Source organism: Bacillus cereus group sp. BfR-BA-01381 (assembly GCF_022663555.1).
Taxonomy (GTDB): Bacteria; Bacillota; Bacilli; order Bacillales; family Bacillaceae_G; genus Bacillus_A; species Bacillus_A pacificus.
Map to the genome: position 1 here is coordinate 26,068 of NZ_JAKUFR010000057.1, position 6,788 is coordinate 32,855.

A 6,788-nucleotide genomic window follows, 5' to 3' on the forward strand; every position below is an offset into this window, starting at 1 on the left:
AAAACCCCTTTCCACCCTGACATTACCTTTTTATTTCTGTTAACATCCGCAGCTGTTCATTGTATTTTTCTTTTGGTAATTTTACATATCCAACCTCTTCAGCAAGATTACCAACATGCTGAATCATAAACTCAATATAGTTTGCTACATTCATTTTATTTCGGATAGATGCATGATTCACATAAGCAAATAGTGACCTAGATAACGGCTTATACTCACCTGATTGAATCGTGTCTTTCGTCGGAAGTACACCATTCACTTTTATTGCTCTCACCTTATCTCGATTGGCCATATAATAAGCATATCCTACAAAAGCAATGGCATTTTTATCATTCATTACCCCTTGCATAATAACTTGATCATCTTCAGACAAAGAGACTTTTTTTACAATGCGACTTTTTTGTAAGATGACATTTTGAAAATAATCATACGTACCAGAGTCTACACCTGGCGCATAAAACTTTACCAGTTCACGTGGCCATGATGAATGAATTTGTGACCATCGCTTTTCACTTGCATCTTCACTCCATAATAGACGTAACTCGTCTACCGTCATATTGTCTACCCAATTATTTTGACGATTCACAACGATTGTAAGACCGTCATAAGCGACTTCAAACGGTGTAAACTGAATGGAGTTTTTCTTCATTTCATTTTCTTCCACTTGTTTCATTACTCTCGAAGCATTATTTATATCTACTTCTCCTTTACTGAAACGATTAAATCCTCCTCCTGTTCCAGAAACACTGATGGAAATTTTCACGTTCGGATGCACCTTTGTATATTCCTCCGCTACTGCTTCTATAATAGGAAAAACCGTTGAGGATCCATCAACTCTCACTTCTCCCATTTCATTCACAGCAAATGCAGTAGACGTGCCAACATAAAAGAAACATATCGACAGTATGAAAACTTTAATCGATGCTCTTATCCATTTCACGTGTTCTTCCTCCTAGAAGTAACCGGAAATAACAGGATTACAGATATAAGAATACTGCTAAACTATTAATTCGGTTTTAATTGTTTGTAAAAGTTTTGTAAAGTTCCACAAGAATCAACATTAGGTAAATTATTAATCCGTAGCCACTGTTCATCTTCACTGAGGATTGGTCCATAACTCCCATAGTGAATGCATACGTATTATTTGCGAGGTCCCTTAAAATTCCGATATAATCTGCTTGTCCACTTTATTAAAACGTATGCATGAACCATAAAAAAAAGCACACTATCTTTTCAGATAGTGTGCTTTTTTACAACTTTTTTATTCATCATCTTGCTTTTTATTTTTCTTATCTATTTCCTCTTGTGTAGCTTCGCCATTTTCTACCTTTTTCAAATCAAAGTACGCGTCCATAATGTCACGACTAATATAACCGTTAATACCTGATTTATCATCTACCCAAGGTACAACAACAGAAAATGCTACTTCAGGGTCTTCAAGTGGCGCATAACCTACTAATGTTAAGTTATATGTTTCTTTACGCTCACCGTTTGCTTTTCTACCAATCTCTTTATCTCCGCCATACACAGTTTGAGCTGTACCTGTTTTACCAGCAGCTTTATATGATGCGCCTGTAAAGTATTTCGCAGCTGTACCACCAGACTCATTAAATACTTGTCTAAATCCTTCCTGAACACGTTTAATTTGTGATTCAGGCATATCAATACGGTTTAGTACTTTTGGTTCCATTGAGTGAACGACTTTTCCAACTTCGCCTTGTTTCGCTTCCGGTTGACGAATTTCTTTTACAACTTGCGGCTGCATACGGTAACCACCATTTGCAATTGTTGAAACATACTGTGCTAATTGAAGTGGTGTGTACGTGTCATACTGCCCAATTGATAAATCTAATAAGAAACCTGGCTGATTTCCTCTACCTGTTTGACCCGCAGATTCATTTGGTAAATCGATACCTGTTTTTACACCAAGTCCAAACTGTCCGAAATAATAACGCATCGTATCAAATGCTTTTTGTGGTATATCTAACGTACCACCTCTTACATATTGAACACCTGCGATATTCATCGCTGTTTTAAACATATATACGTTAGAAGACATTTTTAATGCTGTTAAATCATTAATGTATCCCATCGTCTTCCAAGAAGATTTTTGTGGCGTTCCCTTTAATCTGATTGGTTCGTCAAGTTGAACTGAACCTGGTTGAATGGCACCTGTCTGATACCCAGTAAGTACTGTCGCACCTTTTACAGTTGATCCCATCGGATAAGAACTTGTCATCGTTCCTAATGCGAAATCTTGCACTTTCGTTTCGCCATTTTCTTCTACTAACTGTTTCCCTGCCATAGATAAAACTTCACCATTTTTTGGATTCATCATTACAACGAATGCACGATCTAAAAGAGGTTGTCCACCTTTATATCTCAATAAATTTTTCGTGATAATTTCTTCTACACGCTTTTGTAATTCCATATCAATTGTTAAATTCAGATTGTTACCACTTTGCCCTTTTGATACATTAATCGTTTCTAAAATATTACCGTTTTTATCCGTAATATTTCTCACTTCCGCTTTATTACCGTGCAAACTATCTTCATATTGCTGCTCAAGATAACTTTTCCCTACGCGGTCATTTCGATTATAATCACGAACAAGATAGTAATCTAGTCTTTCTCTCGGTAAACCTTCATCAGACGTTGACACGCCACCAAGTACACTTCGGAATAAATCATCATAAATATACTTTCGATCCCAATCAACATTCGTATCTACACCCGGTAATGTTGCTAGATTTTCACTAATAATGGCATATTCTTGTTCTGTAGCATCCTTTTTAATGACTTGTGGCGTCATCGCATATCCGCCGTCCATTTTGCTTTTAATCGCTAGCACTTCTAAATCTTTTGCGGATAATTGATTCACTTCTTCTTCCGTCACGCGATTTCGTTGACGCTCATCTAATTCTTTATCGTCAATTTTTTTATCTTTAAACTCTTGACGATCTTTTTTCGTAATTTTTTCTTGCGCTTCTTCTTTATGAATAGCAAGCCAATAATCTTTTTTATCGCGATCTGTTAATTTATCTGTCGGTACTTCAATCAAATCTGCTAATCTTTTCGCTGTTTCTAAGCGAGCCTCTGCAGTTGATCCTTTCATTTTTGTAAATGTAATCGTACGTACAGCTGCATTATCTACTACAGCTCGCCCATAACGGTCAAATATTTTCCCACGTGGTACAGGATTACTTATCGTCGAGTTTTCTTTCCTCTCCACTTCATTCTTATATTCCTCACCGCGAACAATTTGTACATAACCAAGCCTTACAATAACCGCGGAGAACATTAAAAACACGCAGAAAAACAGCACGTTTAACCGAAAAGGAACGTGAGTCTTTTTCTTTTGTTGTTTCTGCTTCTTGCCCATACAAACCCCCTCTACCAACAGCTATGTAATTTGAAAGGGACACCTTCATACAGGTGTCCTCACTGCTGTCTTACATCTTTTTCTATTCTAGCATAAAACAAACGATAAGTTAACCTTCTGGTTCTGTTTGATTCTGCGTGGTTCCTTGTGCTACAACACTTGTGTTCCCTACATTTCCTTCATCATATTTGACATTTTTAACTGCAAAATAAATAAGAAAATGTCCAGCACCTAAAATACATAGTAAGAAAGGTAAACTCTTTTCAGGCGGAAAGAATAATACAGCACATAAAAAACTTAAAACTGAACAAATTCTCCCAGCATTTAACCATAATTCTCGGACAACAACATACTCTACACGCCACTCTCTCGCATTTTTCGCTCTACCAATTACATCATATGTCATCGATCCATATGGAACGAGTAAAATAGGGTATGCAATCGCAATGCATGCTGCATAAATAAGTAATTTTGTGTATGTAACATTGAATATAACTAAAAATACGACAGCATATAAAATAATGCCTCCAAGTAAAATTGCTTTTTTTCGCCACTCTTTCTTTAACATACGAGCAACTAAATAGTAACATACAAATGATACAGCAGAATTTACTAAGCTATATTTCCCTAATGCAAGCTCACTATCGGTTGCTAAGTACACGTATACTGAAATAACAAAAATGAATGTTCCCTCTCTCAATCCTTGGAAAAAATGAGCACGTGTAATTCTCCCCCAATTTTTATCAATCCGTCGCTCTTTCAAAACTTGTGTAACCTCATAACGCCCTTCACATTCTCTCTTAGATACAAAAAAGCTTAAAACGACAGCAATTGCGAATAACAGTAACGAGAGGAAGAATATGACCGTATAACCACTCCACTTCTCCATACGTGAAATTGTGTATCCAGCCGCTATCGGTCCAATCATGCCAGAGAAGGATGTAAGAAGCCCAAGAAACCCGTTAAAGAAATCTCTTGTTTCTGGTTCTGTAATCTCAAATGTTAATAAGTTAAACGCGAGCCAGTAAAAACCATATCCGACTCCTAAAAGAGCCCCCATTAATAAAATATAGTGAGAAGCGCTTTTTCCCGCTACTAAAACAACGATAAAAAAAATTGCTAACGTGCCTACGCCTATTCGTAACAAGATCGAGCGATCAATACGCTTCGCTAATTTCCCACCTATAAGAAATGTGAGGGGCTGCAATACAACGCTGGCCAAATTATACAAGCCGAGATTCACATAATTTTGTGTTTGTTTCCATAAATAAATGTTAACAAACGTATTCGATAAAGAAATTGCGAGCGTGTATAAACCTCCAATAAGGAGTAATAACACTAAATCCCGATTCACTTCAACGTCACCAATTACATGTTTCCACTTCATACACAACTCTCCTTTACTTCATGTTCTAGTCTTCCAAAGACAAGCCCAATTATGTAAAAGGAAAGCATAGAAAAAAGCTAGGAGCATTCTCCTAGCTTTTTCTATCGTTATTACAATTATTTTGCTTCTTGGTAACGTTTTTCAGCAGCGTTCCAATCTACAACGTTCCAGAATGCACCGATGTAGTCTGGACGACGGTTTTGATAATTTAAGTAGTAAGCATGTTCCCAAACATCTAAACCGATAACTGGCGTTTTACCTTCAGTTAGAGGAGAATCTTGGTTTGGCGTGCTTGTTACTTCTAATTCACCATTATTTACTACTAACCAAGCCCAACCAGAACCGAAGCGAGTCGCGCCAGCTTTTGCGAATTCTTCTTTGAATGCATCGAAGCTACCGAATTTCGCTTCAATTGCAGTTGCAAGTTCGCCTACTGGTTGTCCACCGCCGTTTGGAGATAAGATCGTCCAGAAGAATGTGTGGTTAGCATGTCCGCCACCATTGTTACGTACTGCTGTACGGATTGCTTCTGGTACTTCGTTTAAGTTTGCAACTAATTCTTCTACGCTTTTGTCAGCTAATTCTGCATGACCTTCTAAAGCAGCGTTTAAGTTTGTGATGTACGTGTTATGGTGTTTTGTATGATGGATGTTCATTGTTTCTTTGTCAAAGTGAGGCTCTAAAGCATCATACGCATAAGGTAAATTTGGTAATTCGTGTTTTGCCATTGTTATATTCCTCCCAGTTTATGTATTGCCACTTAAGTGACATACAACTACATTCTACCCTAATTGCCATAGGGTGCAAACAAATAAATCACATTGTCTTGCTATCATTAAAGTAGCAAAATTCCCACTTCTTTTCAATTAAAATGCTCATATATTTCATAAAAAAAGCCCCCTTCTACAAGGAAGCTTCCTACTGACATAATAAACACGTGAAATGGATATGGACCCTGTAGGACTCGAACCTACGACCGGACGGTTATGAGCCGTCTGCTCTAACCAGCTGAGCTAAGGGTCCACAATTATGTATGTAACAATACATCAAATAAAGGAATTCCTATCGGATATATCCTTTAAGAAATGTAAGATAAATTTACCATATAGAAAAGAAAAGTGTCAATTGTATTTTTCTCATTTAAAAGAAGAAAATTAATAAAAAGAAATTTAGTTATCTCTACTATATGTAAATATAATATATCTTGAGATTCCCTAGATTCCTACGTTACAATGATTTTATACATACATAAAGGAAGTGAATCTATGTCCATATTTACCCAATTAGTCAAAAGCGTATATTCGCCTAAAGATATGGCGCTATTCCGTTTTCAAAAAATCGGAAAAACCATTTTGTATATTATGCTACTTTGTCTAATCACTACTATTCCAAGAACATTCTTTTACGGTAGCTTTATCCAAGATAGTGTTACTATGGTAAATCAAGCAATTGAAAAAGATTTACCTGATTTTAAAATCGAAAATGGTGAACTAAAAGCTGATATTGAACAACCTATTCAAAAAGAAGAGGGAGATGCTCTTTTCGTATTTGATCCAAATACAACAGATATCGAAAAGTATCAAAATAAAACTGGTTTATTTATTTTAAAAGATAAAGTAGTTTCTATAGGAAATGGCCAGACGCAAACATACTCCTACAATGATTTATTAGGGACATCTCTTGAGAAAAAAGATTTGCAAGATTTCATTTCTGTATTCGATAGTATTTATCCAATTTTACTAGCTGTTATCGGCGTGTTAGTATATCTATTCCAATTGTTCATTACTTTCTTAGGAATTACTTTACTCGCGTTTATCGGTTCTGCTATGAGTGGTCAACGTAAATTATCTTATAAGCAAGTATGGACGTTAACTGCCTACAGCTACACAATTCCAACAATCTTCTTTATGATTATGGATTTATTCAAAATCGTTGTACCTGGCTCAACATTCATTTATATCGCAGTTGTTTTAATTGTTCTATACTTAACAATTAAAGAAGTTCCAAAGCCGAACGAAA

At 36.2% G+C, this 6,788-nt stretch carries 5 protein-coding genes and 1 tRNA gene; 1 reads left to right on the forward strand and 5 read right to left on the reverse strand.

The annotated features are described in order from the left end of the window. Window positions 1–22: 22 nt before the first annotated feature. From phoX to MR079_RS18815, 5 genes are all read right to left on the reverse strand, one after another. Window positions 23–940: a phosphate ABC transporter substrate-binding protein PhoX gene (phoX, locus tag MR079_RS18795; RefSeq protein WP_139866645.1), complete on the reverse strand. Its 918-nt coding sequence runs from the start codon at window positions 938–940 to the stop codon at window positions 23–25. Window positions 941–1,261: 321 nt separating this feature from the next. After that, window positions 1,262–3,382, reverse strand: coding sequence for a peptidoglycan D,D-transpeptidase FtsI family protein (locus tag MR079_RS18800; RefSeq protein ID WP_074601535.1), 2,121 nt, complete (start codon window positions 3,380–3,382; stop codon window positions 1,262–1,264). Window positions 3,383–3,491: 109 nt separating this feature from the next. Then, entirely contained in the window at window positions 3,492–4,769 is a 1,278-nt protein-coding gene (locus MR079_RS18805) for an MFS transporter (protein WP_139866643.1), read from the reverse strand. Between the two features lie 116 nt (window positions 4,770–4,885). Next, entirely contained in the window at window positions 4,886–5,497 is a 612-nt protein-coding gene (sodA, locus tag MR079_RS18810; RefSeq protein ID WP_001052031.1) for a superoxide dismutase [Mn], read from the reverse strand. A 221-nt stretch (window positions 5,498–5,718) separates the two neighbouring features. Beyond that, window positions 5,719–5,792, reverse strand: a tRNA-Ile gene (locus MR079_RS18815). A gap of 242 nt (window positions 5,793–6,034) precedes the next feature. Here MR079_RS18815 and MR079_RS18820 point away from each other — a divergent pair. Next, on the forward strand, window positions 6,035–6,788 hold a 754-nt coding region (locus MR079_RS18820), incomplete at its 3' end, for a DUF1189 domain-containing protein (protein ID WP_242294424.1).